Annotated in this window: 22 protein-coding genes; 9 read left to right on the top strand and 13 right to left on the bottom strand. The window is 61.3% G+C overall.

Annotation, left to right across the window (positions count from 1 at the left end; translation table 11 throughout):
* Positions 1 to 217: 217 nt before the first annotated feature.
* The 4 genes from ABCW43_RS24990 to ABCW43_RS24975 are packed head-to-tail and all read right to left on the bottom strand — an operon-like array spanning position 218 to position 4,233.
* Complete coding sequence (locus tag ABCW43_RS24990; RefSeq protein ID WP_445739001.1) at positions 218 to 1,195, bottom strand: aliphatic sulfonate ABC transporter substrate-binding protein; 978 nt, start codon at positions 1,193 to 1,195, stop codon at positions 218 to 220.
* A gap of 40 nt (positions 1,196 to 1,235) precedes the next feature.
* Positions 1,236 to 2,006 carry an ABC transporter ATP-binding protein gene (locus ABCW43_RS24985; RefSeq protein WP_345929489.1) on the bottom strand — a complete coding sequence of 257 codons (771 nt, stop codon included), beginning with the start codon at positions 2,004 to 2,006 and terminating at the stop codon, positions 1,236 to 1,238.
* On the bottom strand, positions 2,003 to 2,737 hold the full coding sequence (locus ABCW43_RS24980) for an ABC transporter permease (protein WP_345929865.1): 735 nt from the start codon (positions 2,735 to 2,737) through the stop codon (positions 2,003 to 2,005). Before ABCW43_RS24980 ends, ABCW43_RS24985 begins: the two co-directional genes overlap by 4 nt.
* 59 nt (positions 2,738 to 2,796) lie before the next feature.
* Positions 2,797 to 4,233: a sulfatase family protein gene (locus tag ABCW43_RS24975; RefSeq protein ID WP_345929487.1), complete on the bottom strand. Its 1,437-nt coding sequence runs from the start codon at positions 4,231 to 4,233 to the stop codon at positions 2,797 to 2,799.
* 188 nt (positions 4,234 to 4,421) lie between these two features.
* Between ABCW43_RS24975 and ABCW43_RS24970 the strand changes: the two genes are divergently transcribed.
* On the top strand, positions 4,422 to 5,423 hold the full coding sequence (locus ABCW43_RS24970) for a LacI family DNA-binding transcriptional regulator (RefSeq protein ID WP_345929485.1): 1,002 nt from the start codon (positions 4,422 to 4,424) through the stop codon (positions 5,421 to 5,423).
* Positions 5,424 to 5,585: 162 nt separating this feature from the next.
* Here the strand turns inward: ABCW43_RS24970 and ABCW43_RS24965 are convergent, their stop codons facing one another.
* From ABCW43_RS24965 to ABCW43_RS24950, 4 genes are all read right to left on the bottom strand, one after another.
* Positions 5,586 to 5,888, bottom strand: coding sequence for a hypothetical protein (locus ABCW43_RS24965; protein ID WP_345929483.1), 303 nt, complete (start codon positions 5,886 to 5,888; stop codon positions 5,586 to 5,588).
* Between the two features lie 79 nt (positions 5,889 to 5,967).
* The gene (locus ABCW43_RS24960; RefSeq protein ID WP_345929481.1) at positions 5,968 to 6,966 is read right to left on the bottom strand and encodes a LacI family DNA-binding transcriptional regulator; all 999 of its coding nucleotides are present in this window, start codon (positions 6,964 to 6,966) and stop codon (positions 5,968 to 5,970) included.
* A gap of 45 nt (positions 6,967 to 7,011) precedes the next feature.
* On the bottom strand, positions 7,012 to 8,001 hold the full coding sequence (locus tag ABCW43_RS24955) for an ABC transporter permease (RefSeq protein ID WP_345929479.1): 990 nt from the start codon (positions 7,999 to 8,001) through the stop codon (positions 7,012 to 7,014).
* A gap of 12 nt (positions 8,002 to 8,013) precedes the next feature.
* Entirely contained in the window at positions 8,014 to 8,835 is an 822-nt protein-coding gene (locus tag ABCW43_RS24950; protein WP_445739000.1) for an ATP-binding cassette domain-containing protein, read from the bottom strand.
* A 76-nt stretch (positions 8,836 to 8,911) separates the two neighbouring features.
* Here ABCW43_RS24950 and ABCW43_RS24945 point away from each other — a divergent pair, with 76 nt between their 5' ends.
* From ABCW43_RS24945 to ABCW43_RS24915, 7 genes are all read left to right on the top strand, one after another.
* The gene (locus tag ABCW43_RS24945) at positions 8,912 to 9,892 is read left to right on the top strand and encodes an NAD-dependent epimerase/dehydratase family protein (RefSeq protein WP_345929476.1); all 981 of its coding nucleotides are present in this window, start codon (positions 8,912 to 8,914) and stop codon (positions 9,890 to 9,892) included.
* 41 nt (positions 9,893 to 9,933) lie between these two features.
* A complete protein-coding gene (locus tag ABCW43_RS24940) occupies positions 9,934 to 10,926 on the top strand; it encodes a substrate-binding domain-containing protein (protein WP_345929474.1) in 993 nt (330 codons plus the stop codon).
* Positions 10,927 to 11,070: 144 nt separating this feature from the next.
* On the top strand, positions 11,071 to 12,018 hold the full coding sequence (locus tag ABCW43_RS24935; protein WP_345929472.1) for a sugar-binding protein: 948 nt from the start codon (positions 11,071 to 11,073) through the stop codon (positions 12,016 to 12,018).
* Between the two features lie 82 nt (positions 12,019 to 12,100).
* Positions 12,101 to 13,606: a sugar ABC transporter ATP-binding protein gene (locus ABCW43_RS24930; protein WP_345929470.1), complete on the top strand. Its 1,506-nt coding sequence runs from the start codon at positions 12,101 to 12,103 to the stop codon at positions 13,604 to 13,606.
* A 12-nt stretch (positions 13,607 to 13,618) separates the two neighbouring features.
* The gene (locus ABCW43_RS24925) at positions 13,619 to 14,617 is read left to right on the top strand and encodes an ABC transporter permease (protein ID WP_345929468.1); all 999 of its coding nucleotides are present in this window, start codon (positions 13,619 to 13,621) and stop codon (positions 14,615 to 14,617) included.
* Positions 14,618 to 15,125: 508 nt separating this feature from the next.
* Positions 15,126 to 17,309, top strand: coding sequence for a M48 family metalloprotease (locus ABCW43_RS24920; protein ID WP_345929466.1), 2,184 nt, complete (start codon positions 15,126 to 15,128; stop codon positions 17,307 to 17,309).
* Between the two features lie 179 nt (positions 17,310 to 17,488).
* Positions 17,489 to 18,388 carry a universal stress protein gene (locus ABCW43_RS24915; protein WP_345929464.1) on the top strand — a complete coding sequence of 300 codons (900 nt, stop codon included), beginning with the start codon at positions 17,489 to 17,491 and terminating at the stop codon, positions 18,386 to 18,388.
* Between the two features lie 110 nt (positions 18,389 to 18,498).
* On the opposite strand, the gene ABCW43_RS24910 is transcribed toward ABCW43_RS24915, so the two are convergent.
* The 3 genes from ABCW43_RS24910 to ABCW43_RS24900 are packed head-to-tail and all read right to left on the bottom strand — an operon-like array spanning position 18,499 to position 21,630.
* Positions 18,499 to 19,233 (bottom strand): ABC transporter ATP-binding protein, encoded by a 735-nt coding sequence (locus tag ABCW43_RS24910; RefSeq protein ID WP_345929462.1) that lies wholly within the window; start codon positions 19,231 to 19,233, stop codon positions 18,499 to 18,501.
* A gap of 4 nt (positions 19,234 to 19,237) precedes the next feature.
* Positions 19,238 to 20,383, bottom strand: coding sequence for an ABC transporter permease (locus ABCW43_RS24905; protein WP_345929460.1), 1,146 nt, complete (start codon positions 20,381 to 20,383; stop codon positions 19,238 to 19,240).
* Positions 20,380 to 21,630, bottom strand: coding sequence for an efflux RND transporter periplasmic adaptor subunit (locus ABCW43_RS24900; protein WP_345929458.1), 1,251 nt, complete (start codon positions 21,628 to 21,630; stop codon positions 20,380 to 20,382). The genes ABCW43_RS24905 and ABCW43_RS24900 overlap by 4 nt, the downstream gene beginning before the upstream one ends.
* Before the next feature lie 208 nt (positions 21,631 to 21,838).
* On the opposite strand from ABCW43_RS24900, the gene ABCW43_RS24895 reads away from it, so the two are divergent.
* Positions 21,839 to 23,065, top strand: a complete 1,227-nt coding sequence (locus tag ABCW43_RS24895) for an SLC13 family permease (protein WP_345929456.1) — start codon at positions 21,839 to 21,841, stop codon at positions 23,063 to 23,065.
* Between the two features lie 61 nt (positions 23,066 to 23,126).
* On the opposite strand, the gene ABCW43_RS24890 is transcribed toward ABCW43_RS24895, so the two are convergent.
* A complete protein-coding gene (locus ABCW43_RS24890) occupies positions 23,127 to 23,423 on the bottom strand; it encodes a hypothetical protein (protein WP_345929454.1) in 297 nt (98 codons plus the stop codon).
* On the bottom strand, positions 23,410 to 25,215 hold the full coding sequence (locus ABCW43_RS24885; RefSeq protein WP_345929452.1) for an amidohydrolase: 1,806 nt from the start codon (positions 25,213 to 25,215) through the stop codon (positions 23,410 to 23,412). Before ABCW43_RS24885 ends, ABCW43_RS24890 begins: the two co-directional genes overlap by 14 nt.
* Positions 25,216 to 25,254: the final 39 nt, after the last annotated feature.

Here is a 25,254-nt window from a genome sequence, read left to right as displayed (position 1 = left end):
TCTGCGCCTGCGGCGGTTGCCTGCATTGCATCGGCGAGGATAGGGCCTCTGGCACCGCGATGCGATGCACCGGCCCGATCAGTCCGGCACCTCCGCCGCCGATCAAGCCGAGACGAAGACGGCGGCCACTCATGCGGATAACGGGATTATCGGCCAAGCGGCCTCTCCTTTTGATGGCTATGCCGGGCGGTCACTATAGAACGCCCGGCATTGTAGTTCAGGCGTCGAGGAACAGGTCGCTTGTGTAGATCTGCTCGGGCGAAAGCGGATCCTTCACCGTGCCGAACTCCTGGAACATCTTGTTGAAGTCGGTCAGCCACTTGTTGACGGTGCCGTCTTTGGTGAAGGCATCCAGTTCCTTCGCCGTCAGCATCTTGCGGCTACGCGCGACCTTCTCGGTCGCATCCGCCGGCGCGTTGAGGAAGGCGGTGGTAATCTGGATAGAGCGGTCGAGATTGGCGACGCGATAGTCCATCGCCTTTTTCATCACGCGCAGGAATTTCTTCACGAGGTCCGGGTTCTGCTGCACGATCTCGTTGCGGGCAACGAAGGTGTTGATGAACGAGGTCTGCGGAAAAAAATCCTGGTTGGAGGCCAGTTCCTTCATGTCCGGCACGCGCGGCTTGATCGTGTCGATCAGTGGATACCAGATGCCGGCAGCATCGATTTGCTTGGAGGTGAAAGCCGCGACCACGGTCGAGGGATCCATCGGGACGACCTGGATATCGTTGATCGTCATGCCGTTCTTGGTGAGTGCCATGCGCAGGATCATGTCGCCGGAAGTGCCCTGCGGCACGCCGACCTTCTTGCCCTTCAGGTCCTTGATCGAAGCGATGGCGGCCTGGGTGATGACGCGGTCGGAAAAACCGATATCGTTGACGCCGACCACCTTGGCCTTGCCGCTGGCCGGAAGCCAGAGCGCGCCAGGGCCGATCGTGCCGAAGTTCAGGCTGCCGGCGCCCATCGCCTGGATCTGGATCGGGCCGTTGGTGAAGACCTTGACATTGGGCGTGATGCCCTCGGCTTCCCACAGTTTCTGGTCCTGGGCGATCGCCAGCACGCTGGCATTCGGGAAATCGGCAATGTAGCCAATCGTCATGTCCGCGGACTGGGCGCTGGCCCGTCCGCCGATTGCAAACGTGCTGGCAGCCGCCACGGCCGCCGTCGTTTTCATCAGGTTACGTCTCGTCAGCATGTTCATTCCTCCTCTTGTAACAGCTGATTACGGCAAGGCGTCAGGCTGCAGCCGGGTGATAGACCGACCGCCAGACTTCGTTGCGCAATGCCGAGAATTCCGGGGAAAGGCGCATCTCTTCGGTGCGCGGATAGGGCAGATCGACCGGAACGATCCTGTGAAGGCGGCCCGGACGGGCGGCCATGACCACGACGCGGCTCGCGAGATAGACCGCTTCGTCCACATCGTGGGTGATGAACATCACCGTGCGCCGCTCCTTGCTCCAAGCGGCGAGCAACTGATCCTGAAGCTGGACGCGGGTCAAAGCATCCAATGCTCCGAACGGCTCGTCCATAAGCAAGATCTTCGGGTTGACCGCATAGGCCCTGGCGATCGCACAGCGCTGTTTCATGCCGCCGGACAGCGTCTTCGGCAACGAATCCGCAAACTGGCTGAGGCCGACGAGATCGATGAAGTGATCGGCGATCTTGCGCCGCTCGGCCTTGGGATGGCTGGCGATCTTCAGTCCGAACTCGACGTTCTGGCGAACGGTCAGCCAAGGGAAGAGCGCGTATTGCTGGAAGATGACGCCACGTTCCGGCCCCGGTCCCTTGACCGGGGCGTTGTCGACCAAGACCTGGCCGGACGAAGGAGCCGTCAGGCCGGCGGCAATGTTCATGGCCGTCGACTTGCCGCAACCGGATGGGCCGACCACGGTGATGAACTCGCCGTCCTCGATATCGAGATTAAGGTCCTGCAGCGCGTTGAAAGCCGTCTGCCCGGCGATGTTGAACGTCTTGGTGACGTTCTGGAAGGAGATCTTGGTGGTCATAGCTTTTCCTGCCAGGCGGTCAGCACGCCATCGATTGCCTGCACGATCCGGTCCATGATGAGACCGAGCACGCCGATGGCGACAAGGCTTACGAAGATTGTCGGAAGGTCGTAATAAAGTTGGGCCTGCTGCATGCGAAAACCGAGGCCCGACTGCGCAGCGATCAGTTCGGCCGCCACCACGGTCGCCCAGGAGGAGCCGAGGCCGACGCGCACGCCAACCATGATATAGGGCAGCGAGGCTGGCACGATGACCCGCCGGAAGATAGTGAAATCGCTAGCACCGAGCACGCGGGCGGCATTGATCAGCGTCTTGTCGACATTGACCACGCCCTGGTAGGTCGCGACGATGCTCGACAGGAACGACGCCAGGAAGATGACAAAGATCTTCGGCGTCTCGTCGATGCCCATTGTGACGATCGCCAGCGGAATGATGGCGAGCGGCGGAATGGTGCGGAAGAACTGCACGTAGGGTTCGATGATGCCGCGGGCGAGACGATACCAGCCCATCAGGAAGCCGATCGGGATCGCAACGGCAATACCGAGCGCAAAGCCGGTGAAAACGCGGCCGAGGCTGGAGATCGCATCGGTCCAAAGCAGGCCGTTCTGCGCCTGGATCACCGCCTGCCTGGCGACGGCGAGCGGCGTCGGAAGACCGACGACGCCCTGCGACGTGACGAAGGCCCAGAGAAGGATGCCGACGACAACGGCAACGGCGTTGACCGCCAGCATGCCGAACGAACCGGACAGGAAGGACGGCTTCTGAGCCGGCTCGAAATTCTGCTCGCCCCTCATCGCGCACCCGCCATAACGTCTCGCGTCTTGAAGTTGGATTCGATCAGCCAGTCGCGCAGTACGTCCAGAAGCTCGCGTTTCTTGTCGTCATGCGCCGGATCGCTCCAGAGGTTCTTCACCTCCATCGGATCGTGTTCGAGGTCGAAAAGCTGTCCGTCGGTCGAACCCTTGAAGTGGACGAGCTTCCAGCTGTCGCTACGGACGCCGGTCATGAACTCGACGCCACCCGCCATCGCCACATCGCCGATCTGCTCGCAGAACACGTGGGCGCGCGGCGTCCAGTCCTTGCCTTCCAGCGCCGGCTTCAGGCTCTGGGCCTCGAAACTTTTCGGCGGCGTGATGCCGGCATACTCCAGAATGGTCGGGCCGAGGTCGAAAAGCTGGCAAAGCCCATCGATCGAGCGGCCGCCTTCGAAACGCCCGGCCGTCGACCAGATGACGGTCGGCACACGGGTGACGACGTCGTACATCGACCATTTCTGTACCAGGCCGTGCTCGCCGAGGCATTCGCCATGGTCGGAGGTGAAGATGACGATTGCATCCTCCAGATAACCGCGCGCCTCCAGCGATTCCAGCAATTCGCCAACCTTTTCGTCGATCAGGGTGACATTGCCGAGATAATGCGCCCAGAGACGCTGCATCTGGTCTTCGGTCGGGTCGAGGCTCCAGACGACGGAATCGTGGTCGACCTCGACGTCGTGCTTGCGCTTGTCCTTCAGCTCCTGATGGAGCGAATCCAGCTCCTCTTTCGTCGGCTTCGGTAGCGGCAGGTCGTTGCGTTTGAGATAGGCCTCGGTGTAACGGGCCGGGGGATCGAAGGGGGGGTGCGGTCCCGGGAAGCCGACCTGCAGGAACAAAGGCTCGGTCGTCGGATAGGTCTCCACCCACCACTTGGCCATGTTGCCGACGAAAGCGTCGGAATGCAGCGCTTCGGGCAATTCCCAGTCGAAGCAACCAAGGCGGTCGCGATAATCGTCGAGCTTGCGATAGTGCTCGCGCTGCTGCTTCACGAGACCGTTGGCGGCGAGCGCCTTGTCCCATTCATCGAAGTACCAGCGACCCTCCAAATAACGGTCCTTGTTTTCCACAACGTAACGCTCGTGGAAACCGGAATCCGAATTGTAGGGGATGGTGTGCATCTTGCCGACATTGACGCAGCGGTAACCCGCCTCGCGAAGGTGCTCCACCCAGGTCCGCTGCCATTTCTGGCCGTTCGCCAGAACGCCGGTCGTATGCGGATAATAACCGGTGAAGAGACTGGCCCGCGACGGAACGCAGCTTGGCGCCGTGATATGGCAATTGGTTAGCGCCACGCCCTTTTCGACCATGGCGTCGATATTCGGCGTCACCGCATAGGGGAATCCGAGCGCTGCGATGGAATCGTAGCGCTGCTGATCGGTCATAATCAGAATGATGTTTGGCCTTTCAGCCATATGTCCTGCTCCTCCGCCCAGACCACCACCGGCCTGCCCTCATTTCAAGCCAAAACAGCCGTCGCCCGCTCTTTCGCTTGCCTCACATTCAAAACGATGGCATAAAGTGAACGTTAACGCAACGATCACTTACACGGTTTTTTGGTCTCGAAATGAACATGAGCGGCTCAGAAAAAGAAGCGAAAAACGTGCCCACGTTAGCTTCAATCGCGGATCGGGTCGGCGTCTCGATCAACACCGTGTCGCGGGCGCTTCGCGCACCCACCACGGTGCGGCCCGAGCTTCGCCAGCGCATCAAGACAGCCATGGAAGAACTGAACTACGTGCCGAACCGGCTTGCCGGCGGACTGTCCGGCACCCGGTCGGACATTGTCGGGGTGGTCGTCACCTCGCTCTATTATTCGGAATTCGCCAGCATCATCGATACGCTGCAGTCGGCGCTGCTGGAGCACGATCTGCAGGTCATGCTGGCCAACACACGCTACAATGCCGACCAGGAATTGAGGCTCGTCCGCTCGATCCTCAGCTGGCGCCCGGCCGCGGTGGCAATCATCGGCATCGACCATCCACCGAAAGTCGTCGAGCTGCTGATGGCGTCTGGCATTCCTATCATCGAGATGTGGGATACCGGTGGCGAGGTGATAGACACGGCTGTCGGCTTCGACCATGTCAAGGTCGGCTTCGCCCAGGCGCAGCATCTGATCGACCAGGGTTATCGCCGTCTCGCCTTTCTCGGCAGCGTCCGCGACAACGACAAGCGCGCCCAGAAACGCCTGATCGGCGTGCAGGCGGCAGCGGCGGCGGCCGGTCTGCCCGACATCGTCAGGCAAACCATCCAGCAGGGCGGTAGTCCCGAACTTGGGGAAAGGCTTGCCGTCGAGCTTCTGGAGAGCCATCCTGAGATCGACGCGATCGTCTGCAACAGCGATGTGGTGGCTTTTGGCGTTCTCAGTACCTTGAAACGGCTCGGCAGGCGCGTGCCGGAAGATATCGGCGTACTCGCCTTCGGCGACAACGAAGCGGCCGGCTGCGTCACGCCATCGCTGACCACCGTTCGCCCGGCGCGTGAACGGATCGGCAAGCTGACCGCCGAGGCCATCATCGCGCGGATCAACGGCGCGGAGCCGAGCACCACCGTCGTGGATTGGAAACTTGTCGAGCGGCAAAGCACGAGGCGCCGTGAACCATGATCATATCGCGCTGTGCCTTCCGATAACCTCGGAAATCGACCACACCTTCCAATGTATTATGCAGGAACGGCCACGCCCGGTATCCAAGCCGAGGCGATCTCATCCCATCAGCGTGTAAGGTGGGAGCATATGATGCCTGCTCCATAGCTGCAGCGACCGTCGTTATTCGCCGCCCTGCTTGGCATTGTTGACCGGCGTCCGCTCGGAATTTGCACCGAGCGCTACGCTTGCCAGCGTCCACACTTGAGTCTTGAGCGCGCCTCTGATGCGCCATTTCAGGATTTCGGTAATCAGTTCCTGCTTGGTTGCCTGATGCGCGGGCTTGCTCCACAGATTGCAGACCTCAGTCGGATCCTCGCCCGACCGCCGCCCGATCTCCCGATCCGGCGGGCGAACCGAGCTGAGCGAGGGGGGAGGCCGTGGCGGCAAAATCGAAATCCCCGTATCCGCAGAATTTGACATCATCCGGCACCCGGATGCCAGGCCGGCCGGCCTCGAACAGGGCAACATGACACCGCCGAATCGGGCTGTATCCCGCGGTCGATTAGACAGATTCACGCTCGACGAGGGCGCACTCGACCTTCAGCTGGTCATGGCTGCTTTTCAGGCCGCCGGCGATATCGTGGATCATTTCCACGGCCATGGCGCCCATCTCGAACAACGGCAGGTGCAGGGTCGTCAGCGGCGGGCGGATGAACTGGGCGATGTCGCGGTTGTCGAACCCGATCACGGAAACGTCCTTCGGGACTGACTTTCCCCGTTCCTTGAGCGCTTCGATGCATCCCAGCGCCATCAGGTCGTTGGCGCAGAAGATGGCATCCGGTGGATTGGGCAGCTCCATGAGGACATTGGTTTCCGTGTAGCCTGACGACGGCTCCCAGTTTCCGTAGCGCACCAGTTGCGGGTCGAAGGTGAAGTCGTTGCTGGCCAGCGCCTGCTTGTAGCCGCGCAATCGATCGCGCGGGTTGTCGAGACCTTCCTGCCCGTTGATCAGGGCGATGCGGCTGCGCCCGGCGCGGATCAGCCGTTCCGTCGCGGCGCGACCGCCGGCAACGTCGCCCGGCAGGATGGACGGAAGACGCCGGCTCTCGTCGTAGCAGTTGACCAGCACCGAAGGCACGGTGAACAGCGCCGCCGGCGGGGCGATCTTCCGGGTCAGGATGGTGCCGAAGATATAGCCCAGCAAGGGCTGCTGCTGGCACAGCGAAAACACGTTCTCGTCGGGGTCTTCGCCGGCGCGGAAAATACCGAGCGTGACGATGATGCCGAGTTCGAGCGCCTTTTCCCGCGCGCCCTCGAAGGCGAGCGCCATCCAGGGATCGGTCGTCAGCTCGTCCGTGATGAAGCCGATGACGCTGTTGTCGGACAGGTCGCCGGACGGCGACCTGTTGGGGAGCCTGTAACCGAGTTCCTGAACCGCATCCATCACCTTCTTGCGCGTGGCTTCGCTGAAGCGGGCGCCGGAACTGCCGTTGAGGATCAGGGAAACGGTTGCCTGTGACACACTCGCTCGCGCCGCGACATCCATCATGGTTGGTTTCAAGGCGTTCTCCATGTCGCGTGCCGCAACACCGCAACGTTTTCCCACCTATCTCCGCATATTCCGGAATCGGTCGAATGCCACGGCAACGATAATGAACGTACCTATGAACATTCCTTGCCAGAAAGTCGAGATGCCCAACAGGATCAGGGAGTTGCGAATCACCTCTATCAACAGCGCCCCAACCACCGCGCCAAGCACATTGCCCTCTCCGCCCGCCAGATTGGCGCCCCCGATCACCGCGGCGGCAATCACGGTCAGCTCCATTCCCTGCCCGAGATTGGTCGTAACGCTTCCCAGCCAGCCCGCCATCAGGATGCCGGCGACGCCGGCGGTCAATGCCGAGAACATGTAGATGCTGACTTTCAGTCGCCTGACCGGAATGCCGGCCAGCACCGCCGCATTCTCGTTGCCGCCAATGGCGAACAGATGCTGCCCCCACCTCGTCCATCGAAACACCAGTGACATGACGATCGCAAGGGCGCACAGCACATAGAGCGGATGCGGCAGGCCGAGCGTCGAGCCGCCGCCGATCCACAGCAGCAGGTCATGATCGGGGCCGAATTCCCAAATCATCTTGTTGTCCGAAAGGACCATGGCCAGGGACCTCGCGGCCGAAAGGGTTCCCAGCGTTACGACAAAGGCCGGCATACCGGCATAGGCGATCAGGATGCCGTTGAGCAGGCCGACCAGCAGGGCGGCGCCCAACGCAAGACCGGCAGACAACCAGAAACCCATGCCGCTGGCCATGGCCACACTTATCACCATGGCGCTCAGCACCACGCTCGAGCCGACGGACAGGTCGATGCCGCCCGATGCGATCACGGCCGTCATGCCGATGGCAATGACCGCCACGAAGGCGAAATTTCGGGCGACATTGAAGAGATTGCGATCGCTGGTGAACGCATCAGTCATCAGCGACAGGGCCAGGCATGCCAGCACGGCCGCTATGAAGACCCAGAAGACCTGCAGGTTCTTCAGCCGGGCAAACCAGCTGTCGTGCTGGGAATTGTTGATGATGTCGTCGAGTGTCGTCATGGCGATTTTCTCCTAAGCGGCATCGATGGCGCCGGTGATCAGTCCGGTCACTTCCTCGGGCGACGAGGCGCCCACCGGTTTTCGGCAGACCAAGCGCCCGCGGCGCAGGACGGCAATATTGTCGGACACGCTGAAGATGTCCGGCATCCGGTGGCTGATCAGGATCACGCTGATGCCGCGGTCGCGCAGGCGGCGGATCAGGTCGAGCACTTCGGCCACCTGGCGTACCGAGATGGCCGCCGTCGGTTCGTCCATCATCACGATCTTCGGTTCCGACAGCAGCGTGCGGGCGATCGCGACCGCCTGGCGCTGCCCCCCGGACATGCGCCGCACGAGCTGCCGCGGGCGGGTTTCGGACTTGAGCTGCTTGAACAGGTCGGCAGAGACCGTGTTCATCCGCTTGAAATCGATGTATCGGATCGGCCCGAACCGGCGCAGCGGCTCCCTGCCCAAGAAGACGTTTGACGCGGCCGAGAGATTGTCGGCAAGCGCGAGGTCCTGGTAGACCATCTCTACCCCCTCGCGCTGCGCATCGATCGGCTTGTGAAAGACGACAGACTTTCCATCGATGCTGAGTTCGCCGGTAGATGGGCGGAAATTGCCGGCGATGATCTTGACCAGCGTGGACTTGCCCGCGCCGTTGTCACCCATCAGTCCCAGCACTTCTCCCGGTTCGATGGACAGCGACACGTCGCTGAGTGCCTGGATCGCCCCGAAGTTTTTCGAAATTCCTGAAAAGACAAGTCGCGACACGTGGTTCTCCCTCCCCCGCGATGGTTTCCTGGCGCGCCGGCAGGCCGCTCCTTGCCCCGCCGGCGTTTCCGTTTTGCGCATTTAATAACTAATTACTTGACTTAATATTATTAGTAAACAAAATCCATCACACAGGAATGTTGCAGGGGAGTGCGACATGAAACTGCTGGTTACAGGCGCCACGGGGAAGGTAGGACAGGCTTTCCTGCCGGCGTTCCTGTCGGATCTCCGTTTCGCGGATTGGGAGGTGGCGGCGCTTTGCAACAACAGGACCGTCGAGCCGGCAGACCGCCTGTCCGTCGTCGCGGGTTCCATGTCGGATCCGGCCGTGGTCGCCGGGGCCCTGCAGGGCGTGAGCCATGTGATCCACATGGCCGCCGTCAAGGAAACGCCGGAACAGATCTTCGATGTCGCTCTGAAGGGGCTTTTCCTGCTGCTCGACGCGTTCCGCAATTCCGATACCGCCCGGCAGTTCATCCTTCTCAGCGGCGATTGCACCGTGGGCCATATCTTCCAGCGCTACGATGAGCCGATAACGGAAGCCTCGGCGCGCCGCGCCTACAAGGGCTGCTATGCCCTGACCAAGACCCTGGAGGAGGTGATGCTGGAGCAGTTCGGCATCCAGTATGGGGTGAATTGGACGACCCTGCGGGCGCCCTGGATCATGGAAAAGGATGACTTCCGCTTCGCGCTTGCCCTGGGCGACGACCAGTTCGGCGGCCCAAGTTGGGCGGAACTGATCGACGCAGATGCGCTCGAACAGTGCCGCAAGGGCAGCTATGCGCCCGTCATGCGCGACGCCGGGGGCGGCTATCTCAGGCGCAATTTCGTCCATGTTGACGATCTGGTCGGCGCGATCCTGGCTGCTATCGACAACCCGCACGCCACCCGCCAGCTCTTCAATATTTCAATGGACCAGCCAGTGGATTATGGCGATCTCGGCGCCCGGCTGGCGGCGCGGCATGGCTTACGGCCGATCGAGATCGACACCCCGTTTCACAGCAACTGGCTCGATAATTCCAAGGCGAAAATGCTGCTTGGCTGGGCACCGCAGGTCGATCTCGAGCAGATGATCGATCGCGCATGGCGCTACGAGCGCGCGGACAACGACCCGCGCATTGTCTGGTATCCCGGCTGAGGCATGAGGCCTCGATCGGTGTAAGAGGAGGAGGAAAGAAAATGAAAATCAATATATTGGCCATAGCGGCCATGTCAGTTGCGGCGCTTGTTGCGGCGCCGGCCGCAGCGCAAAGCAAGAAGACCTTGGCGATCGTCGTCAAGGGCCTCGACAATCCGTTCTTCGAACAGATCAATCTCGGCTGCAAGAAGTGGAAGTCGGAGAATGCGAGTAGCGACTATGAATGCCTCTATACCGGCCCGGCTTCATCAGCGGATGAGGCCGGCGAGGTCCAGATCGTCGACGACCTGCTGACGAAAGGCGTTGCGGCCATCGCCATTTCGCCCTCGAACGCGCCGGCCATGGCGACCCGCATCAAGGCCATCGCCCCGACCGTTCCGGTCATGACTGTCGATGCGGACTTTCTCGAGAAGGACCATGGCCTGCGCAAGACCTATCTTGGCACCGACAACTACCTGATGGGCGTGAAGATGGCCGAGCAGACCATGAAGCTGAAGCCCAAGGGCGGATCGGTCTGCCTGCAACTCGGCAACGTGGCAGCCGCCAATATCAATGCCCGCGCCCAGGGCTTCCGCGACACCATCGGCGGCGCCAAGAACATCGATCGCCTGACCGGACAGGGCGGTTGGAAGGAAATCGGGGGGTGCCCGGTTTACACCAATGACCAGGCAGACCTTGCTAACCAGCAGATGTCGGATGTGTTTACTGCAAATCCCACACTGGACGCCTTTATCCTTGTCGGCGGCTGGGCCCAGTTTGCCCCGCAGGCCTATGCGCAGGTCACGGACCAGGTGATGCCCAAGCTCAAAAGCAAGGAGCTGATCATCATCGCCGGCGATACGCTGCCGCCGCAGACCAAGGCCTTCCGCGAAGGTCGCAGCCATTCGCAGGTCGGTCAGCGCCCCTTCGAGATGGGCTACAAGGCGCCTGACGTCATGATCAAGCTGATCAAGGGCGAGAAAGTGGCCGATCCGCTGTTTACCGGCCTTGACGTCTGCAACCTCGACGATCCGGGTTTCTGCGCCAAGAACTAGTGCGTATCCATGCCAGCGACCGAGGTGCCGGTTCGTCTCAAGGCCCTCGAATGCGAATTATTAGTAATAGTATTAATTCGCCAACAGATGTGAAACCGTGTTTAGCGCGACCTTTGAGGAATGAGGATCGCGGGGAGGAGCAACATGAAACGTCTCAATTCGCTGATGCTTGCCGCAGGCCTGGTGTTCGCCGCCAGTCCGTCACTTGCCGAGGACAAGCCGGCGCTCGCCTTTGTCGTCAACGCCGCGTCCGATTTCTGGAAACTGGCTGAGGCTGGCGTGAAGGCGGCCCAGGCCGAATTGCCGGGTTACGACCTGCAGTTCCGTTATCCGGCCCAGGGGACCGCCGCCCTGCAGAATGCCCTGATGGACGACCTGGTCGCCGCCGGGGCGGATGCGATCATGATCTCGTCGGCCGATCCGAAAAACTCGATCGGCGCCTTCAACAGGATCGCGGCCCAGGTGCCGCTGTTCACCACCGATAGCGATGCGCCCGCCAGCAAGCGCATCGCCTATCTCGGTTCGTCCAATACGGATGCCGGGGTCCAGGCCGGCGAGATCGCGCGGGCGGCCATGCCCAAGGGCGGAAAGTGCATGGGCTTCGTCGGCTTCCTGGGGGCCGACAATGCCGTCGAACGGATCGCAGGCTTCCGCAAGGCGGTTAAAGGATCCGGCATAGAGCTGGTCGATGTGCGTGGCGACGATGTCGATTTCGCCCGCGCCCGGTCGAATGTCGATGACGTGCTGGCCGCCAACCCTGACATCACCTGCATGGTCGGCTTCTATTCCTATAATCCGCCCAAGATCTACGAAGCGCTGCAGGCGGCCGGCAAGCTGGGAAAAATCCAGGTCATCGCCTTCGACGAAGACCCCGTCACTCTCGGCGCGGTCAGGGAAGGCAAATTCGCCGGAACGGTGGTCCAGGATCCCTACCAATGGGGATACCAGGGCATGAAGCTGATGGCCGCCTACCTGAAAGGCGACAAATCTCAGGTACCGGCAAACGGCCTGATCATCGTGCCGACCAAGAAGATCGACAAAGGCAATGTCGATGCCTTCGCCGCCGAGTTGAAGGCGCGCGTGGGGAAATAGAAGCCGTCTCCAAAACGGTCCTGCTGCACGAACTCCCGTGGTTCGTGCAGCACCTATCCGTCCCTGCCATCCGGGAGTTTCGATGACGGCCTATCGGCAAAAAGACATATCGCTCGACCTTCTGGGGATTACCAAGGTCTACCCGGGAGCAATCGCCCTCAACAATGTCTCGCTGAGCATTCGTGGCGGCGAGGTGGTCGGCCTGGTTGGAGAAAACGGTGCGGGAAAATCCACGCTGATGAAAGTGCTAAGCGGCGCAATCGCACCGGACGAGGGCCACATCGTCATCGACGGCAAGGAGGTGACATCGCTGACATCGGCGCGCGTGCATGAGCGCGGCATCGCCCTTGTCCACCAGGAACTCAATCCGTTTCCCAATCTCAATGTGACGGCAAACGTGCTTCTCGGGCGCGAGATCAGGCGCGGGATGTTCGGCTTTCTCGACCAGGCCGCCATGGAGCGCAAGGTCGCGCCGATCCTCGCCAGGCTGGATACTCGTTTCGGTCCTAATGACGCTGTCTCCGGTCTCTCCCTGGCCGACCAGCAATTGCTTGAAATCGCCCGTGCGCTTTCGATCGATCCGCGCCTGCTCATTCTCGACGAACCTACGTCCAGCCTGACCCTGTCCGAGACCAAGCGTCTTCTTGACGTAATCAGGCAGTTGAGCGCCGACGGCGTGGCGGTGCTGTTCATCACCCACCGCCTGGCTGAAGTCGAGGAGGTGGCGAGCCGCGTCGTGGTGCTGCGTGACGGCCGCAATGCCGGAACCCTCGGTTGCGGCGAGATCACCAAGGACGCCATGATCCGGATGATGATCGGCCGCGATGTCGGCCAGTTCTATGAAAAGGCAGAGCATGATCCCGGCAGGCCGGTCCTGGAATTGAAGGGACTGCGCACAAAGGCCTATCCGCAGCATCCGCTCGACCTTTGCCTGCGCGCGGGGGAGATCCTGTGCCTGACGGGCCTCGTCGGCGCGGGACGTACGGAGCTTGCCCGCGCGCTTTTTGGCATAGACCGCATCGAAGCGGGCGTGCTGGAGATCGAGGGCCGGCGGCTCGTCGGCCATTCCGTTCCAGCCGCCATCGCCGCCGGCCTCTGCCTGGTGCCGGAGGATCGCAAGACGGAAGGCCTTTTTCTCGATTTCTCGATCACCGAGAACATCGCCCTCCCGAGCCATGCCGCGCTGTCGCGACTAGGATTTGTCGATATAGGCGCCGAGACCGCCCTGGCTGAGGCATCGCGGCGCAAACTGAACATCAAGACGGCGGGCCTCGGTCGCGCGGCGGCAGAAATGTCAGGTGGCAACCAGCAGAAGGTGGTCTTGGCCAAGTGGCTGGCAATGAAGCCCAGGATCATCATTCTGGACGAGCCCACACGCGGTATCGATGTCGGCGCTAAGGCAGAAGTCTACCGCCTGATGCAGGCGCTAGCCGCCGATGGCGTAGCGCTGCTGATGATCTCGTCGGACATGGAAGAGGTGATCGGGATATCCGACCGGGTCGCCGTCATGTGCCGCGGTCGCATCGCCGGTACGCTCGCGCGCGATCAACTGACCGAGGAGACCATTCTCCAACTGGCCGTGGAATAGGAACTCCGTAGCATGCAGAAAAAAGATATCGGATTAGCCACGCTTGTGATGACCGTCGGCGCAATCGTCGCCGTGATGAATCCACGGTTCCTGTCGCCGATCAACCTGGCCAACACGGCAAACCTGATCGGCCTGTTCGGGCTGTTCTCCATTGCCGAGGCCTTCGTCATCGTCACGGCGGGCATCGAACTGTCCATCGGCTCGGTGATCGCGTTGATAGGCGTTATTTTTGTCGATCTTATCGCCAGCTTCGGCGTTCCCTGGCCAGTCGCACTTGCAATCGTGATGGTGCTGTCAGTCACCATCGGGCTTCTGCACGGCTGGCTGATAACCCGCCTCAAGCTTCAGCCTTTCGTCGTCACGCTCTGCGGGCTTCTGATCTATCGCGGCATTGCTCGCTTCTACACTAGGGATGGCACGGCCGGCTTCACCTTCGGGTCCGACTTCCCGATGCTGGAATATCTGATCGCGGGCCGCACGGCCGGCGTGCCACATTCCGTCGTCGCGTTCCTGCTGGTAGCCGTTGCCGCCTGGTTTCTCCTGCACCGGACGGTGCTCGGCCGGCATCTTTTTGCCGTCGGCAAAAATCCCGAGGCGGCGAGTTTTTCAGGTATCGACACCACCAGGGTCATCATCCAGGCCTACGTGCTTTGCGCTTTCCTGACGGGCATTTCGGCGGTGTTTTTCGCCATGTATACCCGCTCTGTCCAGCCTTCGTCCCATGGCAATTTTTACGAGCTGTACGGCATAGCCGCCGCGGTCCTGGGCGGCTTCTCCTTGCGGGGTGGCGAGGGGTCGATCATCGGCGTGGTGCTGGGCGTGATCCTGCTTCAGGTCCTGCAAAATCTCGTCAATCTCTTGGGCATCCCCTCTTCACTGAATTTCGCCGTCATGGGCAGCGTCATCCTTGCCGGCGTGATCGCCGACACGCAGTTTTCCCGCTACCGCGACGCCCGCAGGCAGGCCATCGCCATGGCCGCCTTGGAAGACGGTGGCAAGCCTCAGGCGTGAGCTGAGAGCTTCCGACGGAGGCTACGATTGCAGGGGCTAAACGGCTTCCGACCCCTCTCCAGTCAATCGTCGAAACCGCAACCAAGAGCCTTCCCGCCCTTGTTGGTCATCTGTTGCTCTTGATGATATTCGCGCGCCGACAACGTCACCGGACGCGACTGACTTCGATTAACATCTTACGCTTGCTTATAAATTTGCGCAGGATTGGTCGGGAAAAGGCTTTGCTGAAACCGTGCGAAGCCTGCAATGAGGATGCTGGCGCTGAGCCGCCTAAAGCTTGCTGGGTCGCGGATTTGAAATTTGATCGCTAGTCTCCATGGCAATAGCTGTCCCGCTGTCGAAGAGAGACCAGAAATCCCTATCGGCCGAAGGAGCGGACCAAGGCGATTGTCGACGTGCTGGGAGCAGCTCTATAACTTGCTATCAGTGATGTGAGACTCAGCTGGACGCATCCCAGGCCGACGATGCTCCGGGAGACTTCTGCGAGACACTTGGACAGGAAGACGTCATGACCAACGCACAGCCGACGACCGGGACAGCCGCCAAGCGCAGAGTACCGCCAGGCCTCGTCCTGGCATTCTGGCTCATTCTGTTGCCACTGGCGCTGGCTGGCCTCGGAATCTGGCAGCTCGATCGGTCTGTCGAGGCCAGCCGCTCCGTCCAGCTCGATGCCCAGGACATGGCTCGCGCACTCGACGAAATCCGACCTATCGTGGCCCAGGCGCCGGGTTCGATGATCCGCTTCGAGGGCGGGAGATCCTATCCGGCCTCGATGGCGGTTGCGGAGCTGGAAAATGCAGTTGGCGAGAACGATCTTCTCCAAACGGTGGCCGCGCTCCGCCATCCGTTCGCCTATGTCACGATTGCGGGAGGAACGCTGGCCTTTCTGGGCGGCGCGATCGGCCTGCTCTCTTCGAGCCTTGCCGGTTCCTCGGCCCGGCAGTCGCGCGACCAGCTGGTGCGCAGCTTCACGTGGCTGAGAATGGCGCTGCCATTTTTCTTGGCGGCCGTGATGCTCGGACTTGGCTTTGCGGGCGTCGGCGCCACCGTGTTCGAAACGATGACGCTGCCGTTCTGGGGCGATATCTCGGGCAATGCCGTGAAACTGGCGCTGGCTGGCATCATCCTTGCGGGCATCGCACTCTACTGTGCCATCACCGCTGTCCGCGGACTGCGCCGCGTCTTCGCGCTGGTCGAGCCGGAGCCGATCGTCGAACGGGCCCGTGTCGTGAGCGAGCAGGATGCGCCTGCGCTTTGGACATTCGTTCGCAATCTGGCGACACGCATGCAGGCTGGCGCGCCGGACACCATCGTCGTCGGCCTGACCAGCGGTTTCTACGTGACCGAGAGCCGGCTTCTGCTGCTTCCGGAAGAGCGGTTGATCGAAGGCCGGACCCTCCACATGCCGGCGCCCTTCCTCGAGCTTTTGGACACCGTCGAGATTGCCTCCATCGTCGGGCATGAACTTGCGCACTTCGCCGGCGAGGATACGCGATATTCGCAGAGGTTCGTGCCGATCTACTCCAGCCTGCAACGCTCACTGGATGCGCTTTATCGTGCCGACATCAACGGAGATTTCGGCATCGCCGCCGGTCTTCGCCTCGGTTACCACGCGCTGTCACGCTTCGATGCAGCGGTTGCCCACTGGAGCCGGCTGCGGGAGTTCGAAGCCGATCGCCATGGCAGCACCGTCGGCGGCCCGACCGGCGCCGCATCCGCTCTCGTTCGCGTTCACGTCGCCGACTCGGGCGTGCATTTCGTTCTTAGCGATGCCTTCCGGGGAAATGAAGAACTTGGTCCAGATCTTGTTGCCGCCATTGCCAAGGTGACGACCGAGCGGGGTGTCGATGATCCGGCCGCGCATCTGGAGGACCGTCAGTCCCACCCCACAGACAGCCATCCGCCGACGATCCAGCGCATTCAGGCACTCGGTGTCGCGATCGACGACAAGCTACTGGCTCACGCGACGCGCCGGCCGGACGCGAGCGTTGCGTCCTTCGGGCGGCGCGCCTTTGCCGACTGGGATCGACTTTGCCACGACCTGTCTGCGGACTTCCTGGTCAACGCCAGCGCCGTTCGGAGCGAATATCGCGAAGAGCTGAAAACTGCGGCCGCCGGCGTAGCCGAGCCGGAACTGGCCGTGCATGAGAATACCGGGCCGATGGCCGGGGCGATGATGTTCATCTTTGTGCTTTTCGGCCTGTTCATCGCGTGCACTTATCTCTTCCCCTACCAGATGGGGCTCGGCGGCAATGAGAACGACAAAGCGATATTGGCGGCAGTGCTTGGCGCCGGCATGCTCCTGTGCCTTGCGGCCTTCGTCTTCTACCGCCGCCGCGCCGCCCACCCATTGATGGTGTTCACCCCGGAGACGCTGCAGTCGCCTTGGCTAAGCGAGCCGGTGCGGTGGGACGCCGTTATCGGCTACCAGGTCTACGCCTCCACCCGTTTTACCCTTAAGTTATATCTGGGGGAAAACGAGCCACTGCCCGACCGGACACGGTTTTCGTTTTACAATAAGGTCAAGCCCAAGCGCCGGACGATCGAACTGGACGCCATCGGCATTCGCGGCATGAAGGCCGATGCGTTTTCGGAACTTGTCGGTCGTTATCTCGCCGCCGCACATGCACGGCGCGCACTCGCGGCGGAAGAGCTTGAAGCAAGCCCTATTGCTTCCTCTGCCGGCGCCTAGCTGTCTTTCCGACCCCCACCAAAGTCATTTTCGCAATGTCGGCCGGAGGCGCCGAGCAATTGACCGGCTGACCCTGAACAATCCGCTGCCGCCGGCGGCGTTGCGAGCCATGCGACGCGGGAGTAGAATGCAGTTCTGTGGACCAGGAGCGATGGAAGCATCGTGGAAGGAGGTCCGACATGAACAATGCGCTCTCAAATGGCAGCCCGTCGGGACCGCCGCAACAGGCTGGCGTCATCTTCGCCGACGATGTGCATGAAATGGCCGTCCAGGCCGCTGTTCTCGCCTTGCTCCCCGATCCCGCAACTGCGCGGTCTTGCCTTGATATCGCCGAGGATGTCGCACGAGCCGTCCATGGCACCATGGCCGCCGCCCATGTCGGTGCTGACCCTGAAAAGATGATCGCCGCGCCTGAGGAAATCGACCTGCAGATGCTGAGAGAGCACAATGAAGGCTCGCCGCGTGAGCGGCTGGAGCGAGTCGCCCGCGCCTTCGAGGATTGGAAGCGGGACAAGCCCGATAGAGAGCGTCTCCATCTCGATGACTGCCGTGGCGATCTCGGCCGTTGCGTGACGCGCGAATGCCACGAGACGGCGCTCGTCGTCGCCCCGCGCCATGGCAATATGGATGCCTGCGACGCGTTTCACGACATTCTTTTCAACGAACACCAGCTGGTGCTGGTGCCACCACCCGGCCAATATGCCGGCGACCTCCTGGGCCATGTCGTGATTGGCTGGAAGCCGCACGAGCATGCGCAGCGCGCGGTCGTCGCAGCGAGACGCTGGCTGGCGGTAGCCGATCGTGTCACCGTCCTCTGCGTCAACGACAAACCCGACGGAAGTTATCAATTCACGGCGCGGGAACTGCTCACGCAGCTCGGCCTTGACGGCGACGTTGTCGCGATCAGCTCAGGCAGCCGCTCCGTTGGCGAGACGATCCTCGATTTCGCGAAATCTGGGAATGCCACCTGCCTGCTGATCGGTGCCTTCAAGCATGGCTATTTTCTGGAGCTGGTGCTCGGTCGCGTCACCCGCTATCTGTTGTCGCATAGCACACTTCCGATGATGATGAAGCATTAGCCGCCGGCTGGCCCAGGTGACCATCTTGTCGCGGTCGGTGATAGTTGATCAGCCGATGCTCACGGCGAATCCGTTCCCGCAGACGCCGATCCCGAGAGCTTGGAAAAGCGCTAAGCAGCCCCCACCGGAGACCGCGAAATGTCGCCGGTCGCGGTCTCAAGCCGGCCGTCGCGCAGCCGGAAAATATGGTCGAAGCGGTCGAGGATCATTTCATCGTGCGTGACGACGATGATGGCGGCGTTCTGGTCGATCGCGATCCGCCGCAGCAAGTCCATCACGATCCTGGCACGCTGCGAATCGAGCGGTGCTGTCGGTTCATCGGCGAGAATGATGCGTGGCCGGTTGGCGAGCGCGCGGGCGATCGCCACACGTTGGGCCTCGCCGCCCGAGAGCTGCGAGGGCATCGCATGCTTGCGGTGGCCGACCTCGAGATAATCGAGCAGGCCTATGGCGCGATCGCGCGCCGCCGCGGCGCCGAAGCCGGCAAGGTGGAGAACGACCGCGACATTGTCGCTGCCATCGAGAAAAGGCAAGAGATTGGGATACTGGAAAATGAAGCCGATCTTGTCGAGCCGGAGCCGACGCAGATCGGCCTTGAGCCAGCGATCGTCATAGACGGCTTCACTGTCGAGCATGAGGCGGCCGCTGCTCGGCTCCAGGATGCAGGCAATGCAGTTGAGCAGCGTCGTCTTGCCGGAGCCGCTCGGCCCCATCAGGCCGATAACCTGGCCTGGATAGACGTCCATGTTGATGTCGATGAGAGCGTCCACCCGGGCGCTGCCCGCGCCAAAATGTTTGGAGAGGTGTTCGACCCGGACGATTGCCTGTCTGTTTTCCCCGGTCATCGCCCTACCCCGATGCCGCGAGCGCTTCGGCCGGATCCACCTTGAGGGCGAGCCGAATGCCGAGCGTGCTCGCGGCGAGACAGACCGCGATCGTGATGACGAACACGACCGCGACACTCTCGATATCCAGCACGAGCCGTCTCGGGAAATAGGGCTTGAAGATGAGAACGAGCGCGAGGCCGATGAAATAGCCGAGCAACCCCATCGACAGGGCCTGCTGGACGATGAGACCGACGATGGTACGGTCCGGTGCGCCGACGAACTTGAGCGTGGCGATCGAGCGCACCTTGTCCATGGTCATCGTGTAGATGATCAAGGCGATGATGACTGCCGACACGATCACCAGAAGCACCATGATCATCATCTGCTGGCTGCGCGCCTTCTCGATGACGAACTTGCTCAACAGGGTTTCCTGCTGCTCCTGGGTCAGTGTGGTGAGGTGTTTCCACCGCGACAGCGCCGTGGCCACCTCGTTGATGGGGACATAAGGTGACACCTTTGCGATCACCGCGTTGATCTGGTCGTTGGTTTCCGCAGCACCGCCGCGCGCGACCTCGCGCCGCGCAGCCGGAGGGGCGAGTTCGAACTGCAGCGCTTGCGCGTCGTGCAAGGTGATGTAGCCAACGGGATCGCCGGAGGATGTGACCTCGTCACGCATCAGGCCGACGATTGTGAAATTGTGTCCGTGCGTACCCAGCGGCACTTCCTGTCCGAGCTTCAATCCGGTCGAGCGATCGATGATCATTTCGTAGTGGTCGCGCAGGATGTCACGCCCGGTCGATAGCTTGCGGGGCCCGCCGGGCCGGCCCGGCTCGAAGCCGATGAGGAACAGGCGGAGCGGCTTGCCATTCAGCTCGGTCTGCACAGACTGGTAAGTAACGGCGCCGGCGCGCTCTATGCCGTAGACCCGGCTGACCAGCTCGCGCGTATCGCCGGGAATGCGCGACGATTCGGCGAATGGCCCATTGGTGCCAGCCTCGACCACCCACAAATCCGCGTTGGCCGCCCGGGCCTGCCTCAAGGCGTCGTCGATTAGCCCGCCATAAACGCCAGTGATCATGATGACGATGCCGAGCAGGAGGCTCAGGCCAAAATTGGTCAGGACGAAGCGCAGAAGGTTGTGCTTGATGTCCCGGTAGGCCAAGTTCATCGGGTCGACCCTTCGCTGATCTTGGCCGCACGGCCGACACGCAGTCCGCCGCGCAACTCGGTGACGATAACGGCATGTTCCGGCACACCGCCGGTGATTTCGAAGCGCCCATCAAGCAACCGGTGCCCGAGTGTCACGTCATGCTGCTGAAGGTGCCCGTCCTCGACGGTCCATAGCGTGCCCTGATTGTTGCCAAGCCCCGTGATCGCCGTTTCGGGGGCAAACAATGCCGCCGGAAGCCGGAGTGTCGTGATGTAAACTTCGGCCTGTTCGCCGAGGTGGAAGTCCGCTGGCAACGCGTCGAAGGCGATCTCGACCCGTCGCTCCTCGTTGACGCGATCGCTTTCCGGCTCGATGCGCACCACGTGTCCGGCGATCCGCCGACCCGGCTGGGATCGCAGCACGATCTCGGCGGATTGGCCCACAGCGATCTCGCCGGCCTTGCTCTCGTCGATATAGGCGAGTGCCCACACCGTCTTCGGATCGATCAGCGTGAACACCGGCTCGCCCGCGCCGAGCGCTGAGCCCGGTTCCTTGAGGCGCGCGGTTACCATGGCGTCGTAGGGCGCCGCGAGGATATTAAAGTCCAATATCGTCGATTGCAGTTGCTGTTGTGCTTTCGCGTCGCCAATATTGGCCCTGGCCACCAAGACGTCGCTTTGGGCCAGGTTCACGTCGGCGAGCGCTGCGTCTAGAGCGGCCTGTGCTGTCTGCGCCTCTTCGATCGAGATGTTGTTGTTCTTGAGAAGCGACTGCCGGCGCTCGTTGATGCTCTTGGCATTTGCATAGTTCGCCCGCGCCTTTTCAACGCTTGCAGCAGCTCTTTGAAGATTGGCATCAGCCAGGTCGATGGCTGCGTTTGCCCTTGCAACCTGCGCGCTTTGCTCGCGGTCATCAAGCCGGGCGAGAATTACGCCCTTGGCGAGACGATCGCCGACATCGGCGCGAAGGTCGACCAGCACGCCAGGCACCTTGAAGCCGACCCTGGAGGTCACGCGCGCCTCGACCGTGCCGAGGCCGAAAACCTGCACCGGCACATCTCGTTCGATGGCAGCAACCTGGATTTCGATCGGGCGCAGGAACACCGCCCATGCGCTGACACCTGCACCGATGGCGATGGCCAGCACAATGGCAGAGGCGAGAATGCGCGCGATTGTTGGTCGCCGTGTCTTGCCGGCGACTTGGTCCTGTTTATCTCCGGCAGCGGAAGGAACCTCCTTGACGCCGGGCTTTGGGATTTCAAGCATGTGCGTTCCTTCAATCGGGGGCGCCGATCATCCTGTTTACGCTGCACCTTGGCCGAGGCACTCGCAATGACGTGGATCAACTGCCGCCTCTCTGTTCTCGAAAACAGCGAGACAATAGCGTAGGCCGGTCGGGAGACGCTTGACCGGCTGCTCGCCTTCGTCGACACAGTGGCCAATCGTAAACGGACGCGATGGACGACCACACACAATGACAAATCTCGTCGTTATTCTCTTCGGGCTAACCTATCTCGGGATGGCATTGGGACGCGTCCCGGGACTGAGGATCGACCGCGCCGGTATCGCAATGATCGTCGCAGTCGCGCTCGTGGTTATCGGGGCTGTTCCCGTCGACGCGATCAGCGAAGCGATCCATTTTCCGACCTTGCTTCTGCTCGGCGGCTTGATGATCCTTTCCGCGCGTGTTGGTGCAAGCGGCTTCTACGACGCGGCGTCGGTCTGGATAGCGGGCCAGGCGGGCAGGCCCCTGCGCCTGCTCGCCTTGACGATCACGGTCGGCGGCATCCTCTCCGCCTTTCTTGTCAACGATATCGTAGTTTTCGCCATGACGCCGCTGTTGTGCACCGGCCTCAAAGTGCGGAAACTCGATCCACGGCCATTCCTGCTTGGTCTCGCAGCGGCCAGTAACGCGGGTTCGGCCGCCACCTTGATCGGCAATCCGCAAAACATCCTGATCGGTCAGGCCGGTGCACTGGGCTTCTGGTCCTATTTCGCACAGGCCGTCGTCCCGGCAATCGCAGCCCTTGGTCTCAGTTTCGGATGCATCGCGATCATCTGGCGATCAAGCCTCGCAGCGGCAGACGACAATGCACCACTCGAGCCTGTTGCCTTCGACCGCTTGCAGGTCGGAATCTGTGCCGTCGCCCTTCTGGCGCTGCTTGCGCTGTTTGCCACGCCGCTCCCACGCGAAATCTCCGCTCTTCTGGTCGCAGCCTGCCTGATCGTAAGCCGCACGCTTCCGACCAGGCAGCTCTTCGATGAGATCGATCTGCCATTGCTGATCCTGTTTGCGGCCTTGTTCGTCGTCAACGACGCCTTCGCCCGTACAGGAATCCCGGAGGAAGCGGTGCGGATTCTTGCCGCCCATGGCCTCCTTCCCGATCGGGTTTCGTTCCTGATGCCGATCTCACTCTTTTTGAGCAACACGATCGGCAATGTTCCGGCCGTGGTGATGATCCTGAAGGTCTGGCAGGGGATCCCGGAGGGGGTCCTGGTCGGCCTCGCTATTCTTTCGACGCTGGCCGGAAACCTGTTTCTGGTCGGAAGCCTGGCAAATCTGATCGTGGCAGAGCGTGCGTCAGCCCAAGGGATACGGCTGACCTTTCGGGATCATGCGAAAGCGGGCGTACCGATCACGGTTCTGTCCATGGCCTTCGCCGGATTGTGGCTGTGGTTCGGCGGGTTCATGCCCCTTTAGGCATGCTTGGCAAACCCTCAGTTTCGGGCTGGGACAGCCTTCAGCATTATTGTCACTGCGATCAGTCCGGCGCCAATCCAGATCGTGATGATGGCGACCATGGCGACGCGGCCTTGCCGAACCACGAGGCGATGCGGCCGAGCAGGATCAGCGGCCAGCCGACGGAAAGCGCGATCAAAGCCTGGCCGAGTGGCGTCAGGCCATAGCCGACCAGCACCAGGAATTTGCGATGACCGAACTTGTCGGCAACGTAGCCGGCGATCATCCTGGTAAAACTCGCCACGGCGTCGGCGACGCCCTCGATAATCCCGAGCGCCGCCGCGGGGAGAGCCCGTCCGCCGGGCTCATTTTTCCCCATAATAGCTGCCGAAGTATTTAACGGGTGACCAAGCCGGAAGGATGTGGGGCAGTTTTGGCGATAGAACACTATAGTCTTGTGCGCCGTAGACTACCCTTCCGTCCATGATAGTCAGTACAGAAGATATCGAGCTGATCTGATCTTCCGGCACGGAGAAGTAGTCCCTGTCGAGAACGGCGAAGTCTGCCAGATTTCCGGGGGCGATTACGCCCATTTCTGATTCTGTGTTCATGAACCACGCTGCGCCATTGGTGAAAAGTTTCAGCGCCTCGGTGCGGGATAGGCGATTGTCCGCGGCAAGAATCTCGGATCCGGAGACGGACTTGCCGGAGACCATCCAACTTATAGCGACCCAAGGATTAAACGTGGCTGCCCGGAAGGCGTCGGTGGTCATGGCCAGCGGCATGCCGCTATCGACGAGCATGCGCAGACGCGGTGTCTCCAACGCCTTCTCGCGACCATGGGTCTTGATGAAACCATCGCCGTGCAGCGCCATCTTGGCGTCCAGGGCAATACCGCCACCCAGCTTTTTCACCCGAGCGATGTTCTCCGGACTGATGGTCTCAGCGTGCTCGAGGCTCCATTTCAGGCCATCGAGCGGGATCATCTCGTTCACCTTCTCCAGCGCGTCGAGAAAGGGGGAGATGTTCTCGTTGTAGCTGACGTGCATGCGGAACGGGATGCGCCGCTGGACCAGCTTCATCACATCCTGCTCGACGAAGCGCCGCATCTTCTCAGGCTCGATGATGACAGCCGGACGGTCGAAGTTCTCATGATCGTGTACTTCCCCGCTCAGAACCTCCCCGGCACCTCGATATTCGTGGCCATGTGCCAGGGTGGGGTGGAGGTTTTGCCCTGCACTTATCGGCGCCGTTTTCGTGATCGCCTCGATTTCCAGATCCACCATGTTCACTGGCCCGCCGTCGCCGAGTTGCAAGTCCACAAAGGGCATGCGCACATTGAGGCGGTTGCCTCGTGCAAGCACGTCTACTCTCGCCTGGGCCTCCGGGTATGGCCACCTGCCGCCGTTGTCGATGATCGAGGTCACGCCGAACCGGTTCAGACCGTGAATGCTGTAGATCAACGAGCTCACCTGTTCGTCGAACGTGGGCGGCGGCACCATGCTCTCGAGGGCGAGAAACAACCAAGTATAGCCGTGGACCACGCCAGTGGGATTGCCGTGGCTGTCCTTTTCGAATTCGGTGTCCGGCACCTTTGGGAACCGGGCGGTTCCCACGCCAAGCGCTTCCATCGCCTGCTTGTTCAAGAAGGCTTGGTTATAGGCATATTGCACGATCAGGGGGCGATCGGACACCGCGCCGCGCAATTCGTCCAGCGTGGGAAAGCGGTTCTCCTCAAATTGGTAGGGTGACCAGCCTCCAATAACTTTGACCCATTGGCCCTTCGGCGTGCGTTGGGCCTGCTCGCTCAGCATCGTCAACGCCTCACGCAGCGTCGGCACGCCATCCCATCGAACATTGTAGCTGTAAGCCAGATCATTGAGGACATGGATATGGGCATCGATGATGCCTGGGATCAGTCTGCGGCTGCGCGCATCGATAATCTCGGTATTGGAATTCTTTAGGCCGAGAATATCCACATCAGAGCCGACGGAATAAATGCGGCCATTCTTGACCGCCAAAGCCGAAGCTTCGGGCTGAGCACGGCTGCCGGTGAAGATCTTTGCGTTGATAACGATCAGATCAGCGCCGGGCTGTTCCTGCGTCGTTTGTGCCTGAACTGCAGAGAAAGAAAAAGTTGTCATCAACGCGATGAATATCTTTCTGATCATTTTACCCTCGTTCGACTGATTTTACGAAATGCGGTCATT

Source organism: Neorhizobium tunisiense (assembly GCF_039631515.1).
Lineage (GTDB): Bacteria > Pseudomonadota > Alphaproteobacteria > Rhizobiales > Rhizobiaceae > Neorhizobium.
This window is presented reverse-complemented; position numbering and strand designations above follow the sequence as displayed.

What these genes read in the sequence shown, in the direction of transcription:
- ABCW43_RS24925 (WP_345929468.1), top strand. Translation starts at nt 13,619, where the DNA reads ATGCAGAAAAAAGATATCGGATTAGCCACGCTTGTGATGACCGTCGGC.
- ABCW43_RS24890 (WP_345929454.1), bottom strand. Translation starts at nt 23,423, where the DNA reads ATGGGGAAAAATGAGCCCGGCGGACGGGCTCTCCCCGCGGCGGCGCTC.
- ABCW43_RS24930 (WP_345929470.1), top strand. Translation starts at nt 12,101, where the DNA reads ATGACGGCCTATCGGCAAAAAGACATATCGCTCGACCTTCTGGGGATT.
- ABCW43_RS24920 (WP_345929466.1), top strand. Translation starts at nt 15,126, where the DNA reads ATGACCAACGCACAGCCGACGACCGGGACAGCCGCCAAGCGCAGAGTA.
- ABCW43_RS24915 (WP_345929464.1), top strand. Translation starts at nt 17,489, where the DNA reads ATGAACAATGCGCTCTCAAATGGCAGCCCGTCGGGACCGCCGCAACAG.
- ABCW43_RS24905 (WP_345929460.1), bottom strand. Translation starts at nt 20,383, where the DNA reads ATGAACTTGGCCTACCGGGACATCAAGCACAACCTTCTGCGCTTCGTC.
- ABCW43_RS24955 (WP_345929479.1), bottom strand. Translation starts at nt 8,001, where the DNA reads ATGACGACACTCGACGACATCATCAACAATTCCCAGCACGACAGCTGG.
- ABCW43_RS24940 (WP_345929474.1), top strand. Translation starts at nt 9,934, where the DNA reads ATGAAAATCAATATATTGGCCATAGCGGCCATGTCAGTTGCGGCGCTT.
- ABCW43_RS24990 (WP_445739001.1), bottom strand. Translation starts at nt 1,195, where the DNA reads ATGCTGACGAGACGTAACCTGATGAAAACGACGGCGGCCGTGGCGGCT.
- ABCW43_RS24980 (WP_345929865.1), bottom strand. Translation starts at nt 2,737, where the DNA reads ATGCTGGCGGTCAACGCCGTTGCCGTTGTCGTCGGCATCCTTCTCTGG.
- ABCW43_RS24910 (WP_345929462.1), bottom strand. Translation starts at nt 19,233, where the DNA reads ATGACCGGGGAAAACAGACAGGCAATCGTCCGGGTCGAACACCTCTCC.
- ABCW43_RS24985 (WP_345929489.1), bottom strand. Translation starts at nt 2,006, where the DNA reads ATGACCACCAAGATCTCCTTCCAGAACGTCACCAAGACGTTCAACATC.
- ABCW43_RS24945 (WP_345929476.1), top strand. Translation starts at nt 8,912, where the DNA reads ATGAAACTGCTGGTTACAGGCGCCACGGGGAAGGTAGGACAGGCTTTC.
- ABCW43_RS24975 (WP_345929487.1), bottom strand. Translation starts at nt 4,233, where the DNA reads ATGGCTGAAAGGCCAAACATCATTCTGATTATGACCGATCAGCAGCGC.
- ABCW43_RS24900 (WP_345929458.1), bottom strand. Translation starts at nt 21,630, where the DNA reads ATGCTTGAAATCCCAAAGCCCGGCGTCAAGGAGGTTCCTTCCGCTGCC.
- ABCW43_RS24935 (WP_345929472.1), top strand. Translation starts at nt 11,071, where the DNA reads ATGAAACGTCTCAATTCGCTGATGCTTGCCGCAGGCCTGGTGTTCGCC.
- ABCW43_RS24895 (WP_345929456.1), top strand. Translation starts at nt 21,839, where the DNA reads ATGACAAATCTCGTCGTTATTCTCTTCGGGCTAACCTATCTCGGGATG.
- ABCW43_RS24885 (WP_345929452.1), bottom strand. Translation starts at nt 25,215, where the DNA reads ATGATCAGAAAGATATTCATCGCGTTGATGACAACTTTTTCTTTCTCT.
- ABCW43_RS24950 (WP_445739000.1), bottom strand. Translation starts at nt 8,835, where the DNA reads ATGCGCAAAACGGAAACGCCGGCGGGGCAAGGAGCGGCCTGCCGGCGC.
- ABCW43_RS24965 (WP_345929483.1), bottom strand. Translation starts at nt 5,888, where the DNA reads ATGATGTCAAATTCTGCGGATACGGGGATTTCGATTTTGCCGCCACGG.